A 16,775-nucleotide genomic window follows, 5' to 3' on the forward strand; every position below is an offset into this window, starting at 1 on the left:
GTAGAAAAATATTTAAGTACTCCGTATTGTTTTGGAGTTAATCAATAACCAAAAACCGAAGCATGCTTATTGAAAAGTGAAATTAATAAAGATGCCGCGAGACTTCATAGATTCAATTTGCCCTGTGTAAGGACTGTTTGGGTCTTTATCTCGCTTAAGCTCATCGGTCATGCCAAATACACCGCGTATAGAGGGGGTGAATTTGAAATAAGGCAGGTAAAAATCAATGCCAAATCCTAGCTCAAAATAATTGGCATCATTAATCATTCTAAATTCGCCCGCGCTATTGTCATCTGGATTAGTTTCATTACTAGATAGGTTGATAGAGCGTGAAACCCCACCCACTACAAAGGGTTTAAAGTTGTTGAGTCTTTTGGTTGAAAACTTCACCAACAAAGGCACATGGATGTAAGTAGATTTGATATCTCTAAAATTGTCTTCGGGAATTTCGGTATAAGTAAAGGTACGATTGGCAAAGACAACTCCAGGCTCTAACCTTAGATCAATATAATCATTGATTCTTAGATTTCCCAAAAGCCCTACATTAAAACCAATATCGTTTTTCACCACAATGTCGGTTGCGGGCTTATTGTACTGCAAGTCGAATCCGTAAGAGTTGAAGCCTAAAAAATAACCCCAAGACCAACGCTGCTTGTCCATATTATCTTTGTTGCGAATCTTTTCGGTGTTAAAAAACCCTTGTCCATAGCTGCTCGTGAGGCTTAAAAAAACCACCGTACACATCAATAAATATCTCATAAAATTACTTTGAAGCAGAATAAATTGTTGCTACACCCATAGTTTGCGGATGATGATTCACTTTATTAAACCCAATTTTCTTTAAAATATTGTTGAATTTTTCACCAAATGGGAAAACTGCGGCACTATCGCTTAAATATTTGTAAGCCACCTTGTCTTTTGAGAACAGTTTTCCAATACTAGGCAACATATATTTAGTGTAAAATTTATATCCTTGTTTAAAAGGAGCTTTGGTAGGTACAGATGTTTCTAAAACAATAAAAATGCCTCCTGGTTTTAGCACGCGGTAAATTTCGGCTAATCCTTTTTCTAGGCTTTCAAAATTTCTAACGCCAAAAGCCACGGTAATAGCATCAAAAGTATCTTCTTTAAAAGGTAGAGTCTCAGAATCTCCTTGGGTCATCTTAATTTTATTGCCTAAGCCTTTGTTTTCTATTTTTTTGCGTCCTACGCTAAGCATACCCTCAGATAAATCTAGTCCAATTACATCTGGTACTCCAGCTTCTGCTAGACTAATAGCTAAGTCTCCCGTTCCTGTTGCTATATCTAAAGCATTTTTGGGCTGGGTGTTCATAACCATTTGAATTACCTTTTTGCGCCAAGAAGTATCAATACCAAATGAGATGACACGATTGAGCCCATCGTAATTATCAGAGATGGTATCAAACATTTGTTCTACCTGCTTTTTCTTAGCTAGTTTTGAATCTTTATAAGGGGTGACTTTCTTTGCCATGGCTTTTTTTGACAAAGATAAGTTTTAATACTAAAAATAAGATTCACAAATAAAAAAATCGGTTAGAGCTTGGCATCTCCAATTGTAAATGCCATATCTTTGCCCTACTAAAAACCCATTTATGAAAATTATCATTGCAGGGGCAGGAGAAGTAGGTTTTCATTTATCGAAACTGCTTTCTTTTGAGTCTCAAGATATTACCCTTATAGATCCGGATGCCGAAAGTTTAGAGTATGCCGACAGTCATCTGGATATAAGAACCATAAAAGGAGATGCAACTTCAATTTTATTACTTCATGACGCTCAAATAAAAGGAGCCGATTTGGTGGTTGGTGTGACCAGTAGCGAGACAACCAATATAACCATTTGTGTTTTGGCTAAGCAATTGGGTGCTAAACGTACCATTGCAAGAATTAGAAATACCGAGTTTATCGAACATAAAGATGTGGTGGGTTTTGAGCAGTTTGGGATAGATGAACTCATTTCTCCAGAATCATTGGCAGCTAAAGAAATTGAGTCTTTGGTAAAGCAATCGGCGTTTAATGATACCTTTGAGTTTGATGAAGGTGCCTTATCAATGATCGGTTTTAAACTTTCTCGTAATGCGCCATTTTTAGGTAAAACATTAAAAGAAGCGCAAAACATTTTTCCAGACATACCTTTTGTCTGTATTGCGATACAGCGTTATGGAACCCAATTTACGCTAATACCTCGTGGAGATACTGAGTTTAAGGAAGGAGATCAAGCTTATTTCATGTCCAGTAGGCAGGGGTCTGAACAGTTGTATAAATTAACGGGTAAACAAAAACAGGAAATCAAAAATGTGATGATTCTTGGAGGGAGTAAAATTGGTAAACAAACGGCGAAAGAATTGGCAGAAGCCAAATTTAATGTTAAGCTGGTTGAGAAAGATAGAGAAAAGGCATTTGAATTAGCCGATGAGATGAATGATACGCTTATAATTAATGGCGATGGTAGGAATGTGGGTTTATTAGAAGAGGAAAATATTCACGATATGGATGCTTTCATCTCGGTTACAGGAAATTCTGAAACCAATATCATGTCCTGCTTGGTAGCCAAATCTAAAGGAGTGAAAAAGACCATCGCTCTAGTAGAAAATATGGATTATTTTCAATTGAGTCATTCTATAGGAATAAACTCCTTAATCAATAAAAAATTACTGGCGGCAAACACCATCTTTAGGTATGTGCGCAAAGGAGAGGTTGTGGCCATGACCAAACTTAATAATTTAAATGCCGAATTGCTGGAGTTTATTGTGCATAAGAAATCAAAAGTTTGTGGTAAACGTATTGTAGATATCGACTTTCCAAGATCTACCATCGTGGGTGGTGTAGTTAGAAAAGGTAAGGGTATGATAGCTTCAGGCGATATTTTGATAGAGCCAGGAGACCGTATAGTGGTGTGCTCATTACCCCGATCTATCCATAAAATAGAAAAGCTATTTTCATAATGCCTAAACTTAATTTTAAAATTATTGTGTACATTATGGGGCTGCTATTGTTATGCAATGGCGGCTTTATGCTTATTGCTACCTTGGTGAGCTGGATTTATAAAGATGGTGCCACGGTTCAAATTGCGGGAGCATCTGTGACCACAATGATGGTAGGTATGCTTTTTATGTTTACTACCCGAAATTATACCAAAAAACTTAAACAAAGAGAAGGGTATATAATTGTAACCTTTGGATGGATTTTTATGGCCTTAAGTGGTATGCTGCCTTATCTCTTTACGGATGCTATTCCAGATATTACCAATGCTTTCTTTGAAACGATGTCTGGTTATACAACTACTGGAGCCACTATTTTAGACGATATAGAGGTATTACCCGAAGGTGTTTTACTATGGCGTAGCCTTACCCATTGGATAGGAGGTATGGGTATAATTGTGCTTGCGGTTGCTATTCTTCCGCTATTAGGAATAGGGGGTATGCAATTGTTTGCCGCTGAAGCACCAGGACCCAGCGCAGATAAATTAAAACCTAGAATTGCAGACACGGCAAAAAGATTATGGCTTATTTATGTTGGTTACACAGCCGCCGAAACGATTTTATTGAATTTAGCCGGCATGTCTTTTTTTGATGCTGTAAATCATGCGCTTAGTACATTGTCTACAGGAGGATTTTCAACTAAGAATGCAAGTGTTGCTTACTGGAATGATCAACCTTTAATTCAATATATTATTATTGTTTTTATGTTCTTAGCAGGTACCAACTTTGTGATGAGTTACTTTGCTTTTAAGGGAAAAATTCAACGCATTTTGCACGAAGATGAATTCAAATGGTATGTTATTTTTGTTTTTGGTTTTGCTATTGTTGCTGCGCTACTAATTTATTTTTATGCAGATACGAGTCAGTCTACCATAGTGCATCCAAAAGTTTGGGGGGAGTTTGAAAGTGCTTTTAGGCACGCGCTTTTTCAAATTTTAACAGTGATAACCACAACTGGTTTTATTACCGCCGATTTTACTTTATGGACACCCTTTTTGACTATTTTCTTTTTTGGATTGTTTTTCTTAGGGGGTTCTGCCGGGTCTACTTCTGGAGGGGTAAAGGTGGTGCGTCATATTATTATGATTAGAAATGGAATTGCTGAATTTAAACGAGCATTACACCCTAACGCAATTGTACCAGTACGTTACAACGGTAAGGGAATAAAAGGAGAGATTGTTTTTAATATTTTAGGATTCTTTATTCTTTATATGTTGGCTTTTATTATTGGAGCTATGGGATTGGCTGCGTTAGGCTTAGATTTTCCGACGGCAATTGGCGGTGCGGCTTCTTCTTTAGGGAACATAGGGCCTGCGTTTGGCGATTTGAGCCCGGTTGATAATTTTAACAGCCTACCCATGTTGGGTAAATGGTGGTCTGCGTTTTTAATGCTTATAGGTCGTTTAGAGCTGTTTACGGTGCTTATTATTTTGACTCCCATGTTCTGGAGAAATCGTTAACTCTTAACTGCATTTTAACGTCTTATTTTAAATTTAATGTTTTCTAGTAATTTAGATGTTAGTAATTTAAATCTACCCAATTAGAATCAAATATTGTGAAACAACTTTGCCCACCAACCAAACAATTATTCTTCTATATTACAGGCAAACACAATTAATGAACCTGCCATCTAGAATTGGTACGACGAAAAAGAGAATTTATGGCATTGGAGAGCAACTTAAACTCAGAAATGCTATAGCACAAACCTATAAATTGGAGATTATAGCAGAAGTTGACGGCTACAAAGATTATGCTAGTGTAATTGCAAACAGCCCTTACCAATTACAAAAGATAAGCCTTAACCCAAGCGATCAAATAACGTTTTATTACCAAGCAGCTGGAGCCAGTTCGGGTTATATAAGTATTATCTCTATCCAAACCGTAATAGGAAATAATTAAATTTTAGATGTAATGGCAAGCGCAGTAAATATAGATGTTTCTACATAGCCTTTAGGTAAGTATGTGGTCGCATTAAAATGAATTGGAGAAATTATAGAAACCTAAATTGTAGTCATTCAATAAAAAATATATAATCCATAAAAAAATAAAATGCTTCCCAATAGGAGAAGCATTTTTATATGTTGAATTTTAAGTATAATTAACTTAACGCAGCCTTAATTTGTTGTATAGCCTGTGTAATTTCTTTTTCGCTGGCGGCATAAGAAAGACGAATACAGTTAGCATCTCCAAAAGCTTCACCCGTTACGGTAGCAACTTCAGCTTCTTCTAAAAGGTACATGCTTAAATCGGTAGCATTGTTGATGGTTTTTCCGTGGAAGCTTTTTCCATACAATTCCGAGACATCGGGAAAAACATAAAAAGCACCTTGTGGGGCGTTGCATTTAAAGCCGGGGATATCGCTCAATAAATCTAAAATAAGTTTTCTACGTTCTTTAAACGTATCAATCATAAAAGAAATTTTGCTCACTGGAGCTTCTAGTGCGGCAATAGTTGCGCGTTGGGCAATACAATTGGCTCCGCTGGTAAATTGTCCTTGAATCTTGTTACAAGCTCGCGCTATATACGAGGGAGCTCCAATATAGCCAATTCGCCAACCGGTCATCGCAAAAGCTTTGGAAACCCCATTAACGGTTACCGTACGCTCATACATATCGTCAAAGGCCGCCATGGAGGCGTGCCCGTTGGCTGTAAAATTAATGTGCTCGTAAATTTCATCGCTCACTACAATAATATCTGGATGTTTTTGAAGCACATCGGCTAGGGCTCTTAATTCTTCTTTACTGTACAACATACCGCTAGGATTGCACGGAGAACTAAACCATAACATTTTGGTTTTGGGTGTAATGGCTTTTTCAAGCTGTTGCGGAGTCATTTTGAAATCTGTTTCGATAGTAGTTGGTACTTCTACAGGCACTCCTTCGGCAATTTTCACAATATCCTTGTAGCTCACCCAATACGGGCAGGGTAAAATAACTTCATCTCCTGGGTTGATGCAAACCATGGCTACGTTGGCTAAAGATTGTTTTGCCCCTGTAGATACAACAATCTGCGATTTGTCATAGTTGAGGTTATTATCGCGTTTGAACTTGTTTATAATCGCTTGTTTTAAATCATCGTAACCATCAACCGGGGTATATTTATTATAATTATCATTGATGGCTGCGATAGCAGCATCTTTAATAAATTCAGGTGTAATAAAGTCGGGTTCGCCTAAGCTAAGGCTGATTATATTTTTACCTTCCGCTCTAAGCTCACGTCCTTTGGCCGCCATGGCTAAGGTTGCACTTGTCTCTAACCGGTTGATTCTGTCTGATAGCTTATTCATAGCAATAGGATTAAGATAGGGCTATTTTTGGATTGGCCCCCATTTCTTTTAAATGTTTAAAGTGAGCAACTATAGCTGCTCGTGTTGTTTTGTATTCGTGGTAAGGCAACTCGCACTCTTGCGCTGTCTGCTTTACAATTTTAGCAATTTTATCATAATGAATATGGCTGATATGTGGAAATATGTGGTGCTCAATTTGGTGGTTTAAGCCGCCAGTAAACCAGTTTATGATTCTATTTTTAGTAGCAAAATTTACAGTGGTAAATAATTGATGAATCGCCCAAGTATTTTTTAAGTTTCCTTTTTCATCGGGCAAAGGCATTTCTGTATTTTCTACCACATGTGCCAGTTGAAAAACAATACTTAAAATTAGTCCAGCGGTATAGTGCATGATAAAAAAGCCTAAAAGAATTTTCCACCAAGCAATACTCAAAACCAACATAGGGATAACAATCCAAATGGCAATATATAAGGCTTTGGTTATAGCTAAGGTACTCCATTGCCATATAGGATTAGGCATTTTGCCATAACTTAATTTTTTCTTTAAATAGCGATGTGTTTGTTTAAAGTCTGTTGTTAATACCCAGTTAAAGGTTAGCAATCCGTAAAGGAAAACCGAATAATAATGTTGAAACTTATGAAATCTACGCCATTTACTGTGTTTGCTAAATCGGATAATGCGACCGGCTTCTAAATCTTCGTCGTGGCCGTGCACATTGGTATAGGTGTGGTGCAATACATTGTGCTGTACCTGCCAGTTGTATACGTTACCAGCTAAAATATACATGCTACCCCCCATAATTTTATTGATCCATTTTTTGGAAGAATAAGAACCATGGTTAGCATCGTGCATCACATTCATACCTACGCCTGCCATTCCTACGCCCATAATTATTGTGAGCAAAAGCATCCACCATTGGGAAATGTCTAAGGTTAACATTATAAAGTATGGACTTAAAAACAGACTAAACATGATTATAGTCTTAAGGTGAAGTTTCCAGTTACCCGTTTTGTTAATGTTGTTTTCTTTGAAATAGGTGTTTACTCGCTTATTTAAAGTCCTAAAAAACTTATTGGTGTCAATGCGAGAAAATTTTACAGTGTTGTTTTTCATTTAAAAATAATATAAGTTCCAAATTTAAACATTTCTATGCGTAAAATCGTTCTTTGTTATAGTGCAATTTTATGAGAAATGTCAAGGTTGATAAAAATAAGTATTTTAGCAGGTAAATATCAATTTTCACTTAAATAAAATTGTTTTATGATTCCTGCTATATCATTATTTGTCATTGTTAGTCTATCTGCCTTGATTACCCGTATTGCCGCAATTGCTTTGACGCATACTGGCCTATCTACAGAAGTTGCTCGTTTTCAAGCTCGTTCTGCCTATACAGGTACGGGTTTTACTACTTCTGAAACTGAAAAAATCATGAATTTCCCAGTGCGTAGAAAAATCATTTATAGCCTAATGCTTATAGGGAATGCTGGTATTGTAACCACAATGTCTACGTTAATATTAACCTTCGTTTTACCTAATAGCACCAGTAATCTGCTGTGGGGATTATTCATAATTATAGTGGGTATGGCGATAATTTGGTGGGCGGTACAAAGTCCTTGGGTTGATAAGTACCTTTCTAAGGTTATTGGTAAAGCCTTAAAAAAGTACACTAGAATTGAAGTAAAAGATTATGCATCTATCCTACATCTAGCCGAGGATTACCGAATTACGGAATTGCGTGTAGATGAAGATTCTTGGTTGGCTAATAAATCGCTTAACCAATTGGCTCTGCGTAAAGAGGGTATTATTGTTTTGGGTATTAAACGTGAAGATGGTCAATATTTAGGATCTCCTAACGGAAGTTCTCTCGTAAAAACAGGTGATTTACTAACCATGTACGGAAAAGAGGAAGTATTTCTTAATTTAAATCAGCGTAAGCGTAATTTAGAGGGAGAATTAGAACATCAAGAGCAAATGCGCAAAGAAGCAAATAATTAGTTTTACTTTACGGATGGCTTATACGATTCTTATTATATTTGCATAAAATTGCAGCGTGGAATTAATCAAGCATTATTTTCCTGGTTTAAGTCAGGATCAAATCGATAAGTTTACTCAACTAAACGAATTATACCAAGATTGGAATCAAAAAATTAATGTGGTTTCAAGAAAAGATATAGACGAGATATATCTAAGACACGTTTTACATTCTTTGGGTATTGCTAAAATTCAAGGTTTTAAGCCAGGAGCTAAAATTATGGATGTTGGTACAGGAGGTGGTTTTCCTGGGGTTCCTTTGGCAATACTTTTTCCTGAAACAAGCTTTCATTTGGTAGATAGTATAGGTAAAAAAATAAAGGTGGTTAATGAAGTGGTAGAAGGCCTTGGTCTAGAAAATGTACGCAGCAGCAATTGCCGAGTAGAAGAAGTAGATGAGCAGTATGATTTTATTGTGAGTAGGGCGGTAGCTCAAATGGATACTTTTGTGCGTTGGGTAAAAGGTAAAATTGCTAAACGCCAGCAACATGAGTTGAAAAATGGAATTCTTTATCTTAAAGGTGGTGATCTTTCTGAGGAACTTGCGGTATATGAAACGGCAAAGATTTATGATTTAAAAGATTACTTTGAAGAAGATTTTTTTGAGACGAAGAGCGTGGTGCATTTGCCAATGAAATATAAAGCTTTGTAGACAAAACTAATTCATATAAAAAAAATCCGCTAACAAGCGGATTTTTTTTGGTTGGATTATACCCTTTTATTCTCCTAAGAACGGATATCTGTAATCTGTTGGTGGAACAAAGGTTTCCTTGATAAGACGCGGTGAAACCCAACGCAATAAGTTAAGCTTAGATCCTGCTTTATCATTGGTTCCACTAGCTCGAGCACCACCAAATGGCTGTCTGCCCACTACGGCTCCAGTTGGTTTGTCGTTAATATAGAAGTTTCCAGCAGCATTCTGTAAAATATCTGTAGCAAGACTAGCGGCATATCTATCTTTAGACAAGATGGCTCCGGTAAGTGCGTAAATACTTGTTTCGTTTACCAAATGTAGGGTTTCTTCGTATTTTTCATCTTCATACACATAGATGGTTACCACTGGGCCAAATAACTCAGTTTCCATGGTCGTGTACTTTGGGTTTGTGGTAAGTATTACCGTTGGTTCAATGAAATAACCTTTAGATTTGTCATAGCCACCTCCTATAATAACTTCGGCATCTTTATCTTGCTTGGCTTGATCGATATAGCTGGCTAGTTTATCAAATGATTTTTCGTCTATAACGGCGGTAATAAAATTACTCATGTCTTCTGGAGATCCCATTTTGAATGATTTTAAATCTTCTTCAACATAAGATTTTACTTCATTCCAAATAGAGTTGGGGATGTAGCAACGCGAGGCTGCACTACATTTTTGGCCTTGAAACTCAAATGCACCTCTTGAGATAGCTGTTGATACTTCTTTTGGGTTGGCAGAAGGGTGTGCTACAATAAAATCTTTTCCTCCTGTTTCACCAACAATACGTGGGTAAGTTTTATAATTATTTATGTTTTTACCAATTTCAGCCCAAATGTTTTGGAAAACACCAGTACTTCCTGTAAAATGTACTCCAGCGAAATCTGGACTCTTAAGTACAGTATCGGTGATCATGGCTGGGTCACCCATTACCATATTGATTACACCATCAGGGACTCCAGCTTCTTGAAACACTTCCATAAGTACTTGAGCAGAGAACATTTGTGTAGATGAGGGTTTCCAAACTACTACATTACCCATTAAAGCGGCAGAAGAAGGTAAGTTACCTGCAATTGCTGTAAAATTGAATGGAGTAATTGCATAAACAAATCCTTCTAGTGGTCTATATTCTACACGATTCCATGCCTTTTCATCAGATTCTGGTTGCTCATCATAGATTTGAGTCATATACTCCACGTTAAAACGTAAGAAGTCTATAATTTCACAAGCAGAGTCAATTTCGGCTTGATAAATGTTTTTTGACTGTCCAATCATTGTGGCGGCATTAAGTCTTTGCCTGTAGGGACCAGCGATTAAATCGGCCGCTTTTAGAAATACCGCAGCTCGTTGCTCCCAAGGTAATTTAGCCCACTTTTCACGAGCTTTTAATGCTTCTTCAATTGCAGTTTCAATATGACTTTTTTCAGCCAAATGAAAAACACCTAAATCATGTTTGTGATCATGCGGGGGGTGCATATTTCTTGTTTTTCCCGTTTTAATTTGTTGGTCACCTATATATAATGGGATATCCATTTTTTGGTTGAACATCTCTTTGTAAGTTGCCAATGCTTCTTCTCTTTCTGGGGTTCCTGGCGCGTATGATTTTACAGGCTCATTTACCGCTGGAGGAACGTGAAAAAATCCTTTTCCCATAGTATTTTTAATTTTTAATTCTTGAATATTTTAAAGGTCTAAAGGTAACAAAATTAATGTAGGAAAAAATAGAAAAAGGCAACCGATTTTCAATCGCCGAAATTATTTTAAAATGAAGAAAATGAAGTTGTTAGTGTTTAATTTAAAGCGAAAGGTGCACTAAGCTTAAAAGTGGGTATATGTACCTTAAATTTTTTGGTAGATGTAAAATTGATCATGTTGTAAAATCCGCTCATTGAGCCAAAGGGAGAGGTGAGTAGGCACCCACTGCTATAAGTGTGAGATTCACCAGGCTTTAAAACAGGTTTTTTACCAATAACCCCTTCGCCTTTTACAATTTCATCTGGACTAAGGGCATCTTTAATTTTCCAGAATCTGGAGTTGAGTTGCACCGAGTCGTTGCTCTGGTTTTCAATGGTTATTTGATAAACAAAAGCAAAGTTAACCTTATAGTTTTTAAGGAATACACCTTCAAAACTAGTTTGAACCGATATTTTTATACCTTTTGTTATTTGCTGAATCATTGTAAATTACAACTTGATAATGTCAAAATTAATTTGATAAATATAGCCAAAAATTATAGGAAAAAATAGCTTATGTAAAATTTTAAGATTTTATTGACTTCTGATTATTTTTATTGAGATTGAAGTAAGAATTTTTCGCAATGAAATAACGTAAGAGATTCTTAATTGCTGATGTTGCGACTGTTAGCCGATCCCACTCCTATAATTCTGTCAAAACGTCCGCCTATAGGCCGGTAATAAACTAGAATGGTGTACTGGTTTTCGGTTTCATCAAAGTTTCCGCTAAAATAACCTAAGTCAATACTTCCATCTTTCCTCTTTAATACATATTTATAATTATAAAAGCCTTGTTTCAATAGATATTTTAAGGTGTAGGCATCTTGTTTTTTATCATAGTTTAAGCGGGTAGAGCTGTTTAATTGATAATTGTTAAAGTTTCCGTAAAGATGAATTTCTCCGCCATTTAGCGGTTCATAGTTAAAAAGTTTAAAATGCACCCAAGTGTATTCTGCTTCTATGTCGGGGTTGTTTCCTTGAATGGTGTTAATCTTGAAGTGACCATTTATATCTGGATTGTAAGTGTATGGATCGTATTTTCTAACCTTGTCGCCAAAAAGGTAGGTGTTGTAGATATCGATAAGTGCCGTACGTTGAATATTCATTGTAGAAGCGCGAATGTCTTTGTTCTCAAAAAAAAGAAATTCATTTCCTCCCCAAAAAGCGCTTTCGTCATCGTAGCGGTAAATCAATTCATTGCCTAAGGTGTATTGAGGTTTAAGGTTGTAAATGGCTCTTTTGGTATTGTTGTTGGGGATGATTAAGGTTTTAAGGTTGGTAGCAGGATTTTGGATCAAAATATCATCCTGACCATTAATAGTAAAGTTTAAGACTTGTTTTTCATTGATGTATTTTAAATTACGCGTACGTTTTACCTCTGCTTTTACCAGGGCTATATTTTCGTAAACCATAAATTTTCTGGAGAAAACAACTTCTCGTTGGCTGTTTAAAATACTCAGTAGATAATTGCCACTTACTTTGAGCCCTTTCGTGATGTTATTGGGTATTTGAAGTTTGTAATGAGTGTAAATTTGCAGGGTGTTAAATGAATCTTCAAAATTTAAAATACGGGTGTCATCAAAACCGTTTAAAATTTCTGTTTTAGCTAACTCAGATGGAGTCCAGTCAAAATTAAAATGCTCTATCTTGTAAAAATAATCGGCATTATCTCCTATAAGGTCATCAAAGCTTAGCTGTATAGTTGACCCTAGTTCGACAATTGGGGTTCCTCCAAACTCGTCTTGGCCTTTGAACTCAATGCTACGTATGTATTCTGGAGGTGCTGTTTCGGCTACTTGCGCGGTAAGGATTTGGAAACAAAAAAGTAGGAATAAGGTGTTTACGATTTTCATACCATTAAAATAAAGGTAAATATAAGCAAATGGTCTGCCAAGCTTAAAAAGTACAGGTCTGAATATTTATAATTTAGAATAATTATAAATAATATAATATACTCGCAATCATACGGTCAAGAAGATAATTAAATTGCTAAATTTGCAATCGCAAATATTAACTTATAATTTAGGATTATGTCAAAAGGCATTAAGGTTAAAAAGGGATTAGATTTGCGTTTGGTAGGAGAGGCCTCTAAAGAGTTGGTTTCTACCCGTGAATCTAAGACCTATGTTATTAAACCATCGGATTTTCATTTGGTGGTTCCTAAAATGATTGTAAAAGAAGGTGGGAGACTTAAAAAGGGTGATCCCATTTTTTATGCTAAAGGTAATGAGGACTTAAAAGTTCTTTCACCTGTTAGCGGTACACTTACCAAAATAGAGCGTGGAGCAAAGCGCGTTATTTTAAGAATATTCATAGAGGCAGATGCGCAACAAGAAGAGACCGTATATAACCCGGTTAATATTTCTTCTGCAAAACCAGAGGAAATTAAGAAAGCTTGGTTGCAAGGTGGTTGTTGGCCATTTATTATGCAGCGTCCTTATGATGTGATCGCCAATCAAGGAACTACTCCAAGAGATATTTTTATTTCAGGATTTTCTACCGCTCCATTAGCGGCAGATGTCGATTTTGTACTCCAAGGTAAAGAAAAAGAGGTCCAAGTTGCATTATCAGCTTTGTCAAAATTAACTTCTGGTAAAGTTCATGTTGGTGTAAATTCAACTAGTGGTTTGTTTGCCACAATGAAAGATATAGAATTGCATCAAGTAAGTGGTCCGCATCCTGCTGGAAATGTAGGGACTCAAATCAATAAATTGTCTCCTGTAAATAAAGGAGAGACAGTGTGGACAATAGCGCCACAGCATTTAGCGATTATGGGGGAGATGCTATTGACAGGGAAATATAATCCAGAAAGAATAATTGCCTTTGTAGGTTCAAGTTTAGAGAACCCTAAATATTTTAAAACAAAAATTGGGGCAGAATTAGATCCTATAATTCAAGAAATTGGCTTAAAAGGAGATAATGTTCGTGTTATTAATGGAGATGTGTTAACCGGAGTTCAAACCGAAAAGCAAGGTGGGCATTTAGGTTTTGCCAATTCTGTTGTAACGGTTATCCCTGAAGGAGATGATTATGAGTTCTTTGGATGGAACAAGCCCGTTTTTGATAAGATATCAACTTCAAGAGCGCTTACTTTTTCTTGGTTAAACCCAAAGAAAAAATATGAACTAACCACCAATACTAATGGTGAGCATAGAGCTTTTGTGCTTACAGGTAATTACGAGGAAGTTTTTCCTTTAGATATTTACCCGTTACAAACCTTAAAAGCTTGTATGGTTAAAGACTTAGACCAAATGGAAGCCTTGGGTATGTATGAAGTGGCGCCAGAAGATTTCGCATTAACAGAGTTTATATGCGTGTCTAAACAACCACATCAGCAAATTATAAGAGAAGGTTTAGATTTAATGTATAAAGAAATAGGATAAGGTTATGGGATTGAAAGAAAACTTACATAAGCTTAAAATGAAATATGAAGGCAAAAAAATGGCGCCTGCCTTTAATGCACTTCATACATTTTTGTACTTACCCAATATGATTACAAAGGGAGGTACGCATATTAAAGCAGCCGATGATTTAAAAAGAACGATGAATACGGTTATTTTAGCCTTAGTTCCTTGTTTGATTTTTGGTATGTTTAATGCAGGATTCCAGCATTATGCAGCTATCAATGGCTTGCCAGAGGGTATGTCTTTTTTTAGTACTGCTTTCTGGAATATGGATAACTTTTTATTGGGGCTTGTAACCGTTCTTCCATTAGTGATTGTGTCTTATGGAGTAGGTTTAGCGATAGAATTTTTATTCGCAGTAATAAAAGGTCATGAGGTAGAAGAAGGGTATTTGGTAACAGGAATGCTAGTGCCACTAATTGTACCTATTGATATTCCTTTATGGATGCTCGCTGTAGCGGTAGCCTTTGGTGTAGTTATAGGTAAAGAGGTTTTTGGAGGTACAGGAATGAATATTCTTAACCCTGCATTAACTATTCGAGCTTTCTTATTCTTTGCTTACCCTACTTGGATGAGTGGAGATAAAGTATGGGTTCACGAAGCGGTTGAACGTGCAGGTACTCCAGACGCAATTTCGGGAGAAACAATCTTGGGTAGCTATGCGCAAAATAGTGATGTGATGTACTCTTTACAAGATATGTTCTTTGGTTTTATTCCTGGTTCGGTAGGAGAAACTTCTAAACTTTTAATTGTTATAGGAGCTTTATTTTTAATCTTTACCAAAGTAGGAAGCTGGAGAATAATCTTAAGTACGCTTATTGGTGCCTTAGTAATGGGACTTATTTTTAATGGTGTAGTTGACGCCGGATGGATTCAAGAAGGATCTAAGTTCTTCGGATTAATGAGTGTTCCTTTTTGGCAGCATCTTATAATAGGTAGTATTTTATTTGGGGCTGTTTATATGGCAACCGATCCTGTAAGTGCAGCACAAACCAATAAAGGAAAATGGATTTACGGATTTTTAATCGGTTTTATTTCAATTCTTATCCGTGTATTTAATCCAGCTTATCCAGAAGGAGTATTCTTGGCTATTTTATTGATGAACGTATTTGCTCCTACCATAGATCACTACGTGATTCAAGGAAATATCAATAAACGCAAAAAACGTCTAAAAGTTAAAACAGCATAATAATGGCTATTAATACAGATAAGAATAGTTATACCATCATTTTTGCAATTGTGATGGTAGTTATAGTAGGAAGTTTGCTAGCTGGTTTTGCCAATGGTTTAAAACCAATGATTAAAGCAAATGAACGATATGAAAAACAACAAAACATACTTTATGCTTTGGGTGTGAATAACAACGAAGGAGCTAATGATGTTGTTTTTATTGGTACAGAGCAAGTTGAGGAAGAATTTAAAAAATATATTACTAAGCAATTGGTAATTCAAGGCGATCAAGTAACCGAAGATGATCAAGCTTACTTAATTGACATCAGTAAAGAAGAAAACAAAGCAAAAAAGGCAGATTACCAAAGAAGACTTCCTTTGTTTGTTGCCAATTTAGAGGGCGAAGAGCTTTATGTGATGCCAGTTAGAGGCAAAGGACTCTGGGATGCCATTTGGGGATATGTAGCGGTTGATAAAAGTATGACCGTAAAAGGTGTTTATTTTGACCATAAAGGAGAAACACCTGGTTTAGGGGCTGAAATTAAACAACGCTACTTTATGGATGATTTTACGGGTGAGAAATTCTTACACGGAGGAGCCTTCAAAGGTATCGAAGTGGCTAAAGGTAACAACGACCCTAAGAATGAAGATAAATCAGATAATGAGGTAGATGCTTTGGCAGGTGCAACCATCACAGGAGATGGTGTAAGCGCTATGCTAAGAAAAGATATCAAACTTTATGTGCCTTATTTTAAAACTTTAAACAACTAAAATTATGGGACTTTTATCTAGAAAAGACGCAAAGTTAATTACAGACCCATTAGCAGATAACAACCCCATTACCATACAGGTTTTAGGTATTTGCTCTGCATTAGCTATTACCGCTCAGTTAAAGCCATCTATTGTAATGGCAATTTCGGTACTGTTTGTAATGGGGGTGGGTAACGTAGTGATTTCGTTATTACGGAATTTAATACCTTCAAAAATTAGAATTATTGTACAATTAATCGTTGTAGCTACATTAGTAATTATTGTAGATCAAGTGCTTAAAGCTTTTGCTTACTCACTAAGTAAAGAACTTTCTGTATTTATTGGATTAATTATTACCAACTGTATCATTATGGGGCGATTTGAAGCATTTGCTTTAGGAAACGGACCTTGGAAATCCTTTCTTGATGGAATAGGAAATGCAGCGGGATATGGACTAATCTTAGTAATTGTTGGTTTCTTTAGAGAATTATTAGGTTCGGGAACTTTATTTGGTTTTCAAGTATTAGGAGACCCTGTAGAGAAAACAGGCCTTTATGCTATAGGATATGAGAATAATGGTTTTATGGTATTGCCTCCAATGGCGCTTATCGTAGTGGGAATCATTATCTGGGTTCAACGCAGTAGAAATAAAGATTTAATAGAAGAGAATTAATAATTCGTTACGCGAATAATTCAGTAAAAAATTT

General features: G+C 36.2%; 16 protein-coding genes. 9 read left to right on the forward strand and 7 right to left on the reverse strand.

Annotation, left to right across the window (positions count from 1 at the left end):
- Positions 1–66: 66 nt before the first annotated feature.
- Entirely contained in the window at positions 67–759 is a 693-nt protein-coding gene (locus ACH2AZ_RS04405; protein WP_379048691.1) for a porin family protein, read from the reverse strand.
- Positions 760–763: 4 nt separating this feature from the next.
- Entirely contained in the window at positions 764–1,492 is a 729-nt protein-coding gene (gene ubiE / locus ACH2AZ_RS04410) for a bifunctional demethylmenaquinone methyltransferase/2-methoxy-6-polyprenyl-1,4-benzoquinol methylase UbiE (RefSeq protein ID WP_394906825.1), read from the reverse strand.
- A gap of 121 nt (positions 1,493–1,613) precedes the next feature.
- Here ubiE and trkA point away from each other — a divergent pair, with 121 nt between their 5' ends.
- The 3 genes from trkA to ACH2AZ_RS04425 all read left to right on the forward strand — a co-directional run bounded on the left by trkA (position 1,614) and on the right by ACH2AZ_RS04425 (position 4,898).
- Positions 1,614–2,963 (forward strand): Trk system potassium transporter TrkA, encoded by a 1,350-nt coding sequence (gene trkA / locus ACH2AZ_RS04415; RefSeq protein WP_394906826.1) that lies wholly within the window; start codon positions 1,614–1,616, stop codon positions 2,961–2,963.
- On the forward strand, positions 2,963–4,459 hold the full coding sequence (locus tag ACH2AZ_RS04420) for a TrkH family potassium uptake protein (protein WP_394906827.1): 1,497 nt from the start codon (positions 2,963–2,965) through the stop codon (positions 4,457–4,459). Before trkA ends, ACH2AZ_RS04420 begins: the two co-directional genes overlap by 1 nt.
- Before the next feature lie 157 nt (positions 4,460–4,616).
- Positions 4,617–4,898, forward strand: coding sequence for a hypothetical protein (locus ACH2AZ_RS04425; RefSeq protein ID WP_394906828.1), 282 nt, complete (start codon positions 4,617–4,619; stop codon positions 4,896–4,898).
- Between the two features lie 199 nt (positions 4,899–5,097).
- Here the strand turns inward: ACH2AZ_RS04425 and ACH2AZ_RS04430 are convergent, their stop codons facing one another.
- Together ACH2AZ_RS04430 and ACH2AZ_RS04435 are read right to left on the reverse strand one after the other, a co-directional pair.
- The gene (locus ACH2AZ_RS04430; RefSeq protein WP_394906829.1) at positions 5,098–6,285 is read right to left on the reverse strand and encodes a pyridoxal phosphate-dependent aminotransferase; all 1,188 of its coding nucleotides are present in this window, start codon (positions 6,283–6,285) and stop codon (positions 5,098–5,100) included.
- Positions 6,286–6,295: 10 nt separating this feature from the next.
- On the reverse strand, positions 6,296–7,399 hold the full coding sequence (locus tag ACH2AZ_RS04435) for a fatty acid desaturase family protein (protein ID WP_394906830.1): 1,104 nt from the start codon (positions 7,397–7,399) through the stop codon (positions 6,296–6,298).
- A 147-nt stretch (positions 7,400–7,546) separates the two neighbouring features.
- Between ACH2AZ_RS04435 and ACH2AZ_RS04440 the strand changes: the two genes are divergently transcribed.
- Positions 7,547–8,281 carry a TrkA C-terminal domain-containing protein gene (locus ACH2AZ_RS04440; protein ID WP_394906831.1) on the forward strand — a complete coding sequence of 245 codons (735 nt, stop codon included), beginning with the start codon at positions 7,547–7,549 and terminating at the stop codon, positions 8,279–8,281.
- A 55-nt stretch (positions 8,282–8,336) separates the two neighbouring features.
- On the forward strand, positions 8,337–8,969 hold the full coding sequence (rsmG, locus tag ACH2AZ_RS04445; RefSeq protein ID WP_394906832.1) for a 16S rRNA (guanine(527)-N(7))-methyltransferase RsmG: 633 nt from the start codon (positions 8,337–8,339) through the stop codon (positions 8,967–8,969).
- 66 nt (positions 8,970–9,035) lie between these two features.
- Here rsmG and pruA read toward each other — a convergent pair whose 3' ends face one another.
- The 3 genes from pruA to ACH2AZ_RS04460 all read right to left on the reverse strand — a co-directional run bounded on the left by pruA (position 9,036) and on the right by ACH2AZ_RS04460 (position 12,597).
- A complete protein-coding gene (gene pruA, locus ACH2AZ_RS04450; protein ID WP_394906833.1) occupies positions 9,036–10,664 on the reverse strand; it encodes an L-glutamate gamma-semialdehyde dehydrogenase in 1,629 nt (542 codons plus the stop codon).
- A 137-nt stretch (positions 10,665–10,801) separates the two neighbouring features.
- A complete protein-coding gene (apaG, locus tag ACH2AZ_RS04455) occupies positions 10,802–11,188 on the reverse strand; it encodes a Co2+/Mg2+ efflux protein ApaG (RefSeq protein ID WP_379048674.1) in 387 nt (128 codons plus the stop codon).
- Positions 11,189–11,349: 161 nt separating this feature from the next.
- A complete protein-coding gene (locus ACH2AZ_RS04460; RefSeq protein ID WP_394906834.1) occupies positions 11,350–12,597 on the reverse strand; it encodes a DUF5103 domain-containing protein in 1,248 nt (415 codons plus the stop codon).
- A 177-nt stretch (positions 12,598–12,774) separates the two neighbouring features.
- Here ACH2AZ_RS04460 and ACH2AZ_RS04465 point away from each other — a divergent pair, with 177 nt between their 5' ends.
- Genes ACH2AZ_RS04465 through ACH2AZ_RS04480 form a run of 4 tightly spaced genes read left to right on the forward strand, consistent with a single transcriptional unit; the run spans position 12,775 to position 16,741 of the window.
- A complete protein-coding gene (locus ACH2AZ_RS04465; RefSeq protein ID WP_394906835.1) occupies positions 12,775–14,127 on the forward strand; it encodes a Na(+)-translocating NADH-quinone reductase subunit A in 1,353 nt (450 codons plus the stop codon).
- 4 nt (positions 14,128–14,131) lie between these two features.
- Entirely contained in the window at positions 14,132–15,337 is a 1,206-nt protein-coding gene (locus ACH2AZ_RS04470; protein ID WP_394906836.1) for an NADH:ubiquinone reductase (Na(+)-transporting) subunit B, read from the forward strand.
- Between the two features lie 2 nt (positions 15,338–15,339).
- Positions 15,340–16,089, forward strand: a complete 750-nt coding sequence (locus ACH2AZ_RS04475; RefSeq protein ID WP_394906837.1) for a Na(+)-translocating NADH-quinone reductase subunit C — start codon at positions 15,340–15,342, stop codon at positions 16,087–16,089.
- 4 nt (positions 16,090–16,093) lie between these two features.
- Positions 16,094–16,741, forward strand: a complete 648-nt coding sequence (locus ACH2AZ_RS04480) for an NADH:ubiquinone reductase (Na(+)-transporting) subunit D (RefSeq protein WP_147861420.1) — start codon at positions 16,094–16,096, stop codon at positions 16,739–16,741.
- Positions 16,742–16,775: the final 34 nt, after the last annotated feature.

It is taken from the genome of uncultured Mesonia sp., from assembly GCA_947499595.1.
Lineage (GTDB): Bacteria > Bacteroidota > Bacteroidia > Flavobacteriales > Flavobacteriaceae > Mesonia > Mesonia sediminis.